The sequence below is a fragment of the Campylobacter sp. RM9328 genome (assembly GCF_012978615.1).
Map to the genome: position 1 here is coordinate 1 of NZ_LIWF01000058.1, position 693 is coordinate 693.

Below are 693 nucleotides of genomic sequence, written 5' to 3' on the forward strand. Positions count from 1 at the left end.
AAAAATTTTGCGACAATCCAGACTGAAGTTGCAGAAATTTTAGGTATGGAAAGGGGACAAGATAAACGAATTTCAAAGCGTGAAAGAGTAGAGCCACGCAAATATGCGCAAATCAAAGAACAAGAGAGAAAAACCCAAAAAGAGTTAAAAGCTGAGCTAGAACAAGAAAAGCTAAGCAAAGCTGAGTTAAAAAAAGAGCTTGAGCAACTGCGAAAAGATAGTAAAGATCAAGGATATACCAAAGAATATTTTCAAGAGATAAATAGAGAAAAAAAACTATTACGATTTAATACTAAAAACGACTTTGAAAAGTGGGTGCAAGAATTAACTGAAAAACACACAAAAAAGAGCTTTTGGAGTGATAAAGTCAATAACGAAGCAATTTTTGAAGATATGTATAAAAGCTATCAAGATCAAAGCAATATATTGCAAGAACTTGAAGCCAAAGTGAAATATTTAGAAGCCAAAAACAACAATGAAGAAACCATAAGCACTTTAAAAACGGATTTTAAAGCTAAATTGTTCGATGAAGCCTACAACGATATAAGCAAAGAAGTTGATTTATCAAGATTGTATTACAATAAAGAGCAAAAAATAATCATAAATAAATCGCAAAATTGGGAAATAAAGGACAATAATACGCAACTAGTATCTAAAAATTTCACACCTGAAAGCGTGGCTATAATGATAAAA

At 31.0% G+C, this 693-nt stretch carries 1 pseudogene; it reads left to right on the forward strand.

Annotated elements, in window-relative coordinates:
• A pseudogene (locus CCAL9328_RS11105) lies at positions 1-693 on the forward strand (hypothetical protein); the annotation flags it as partial.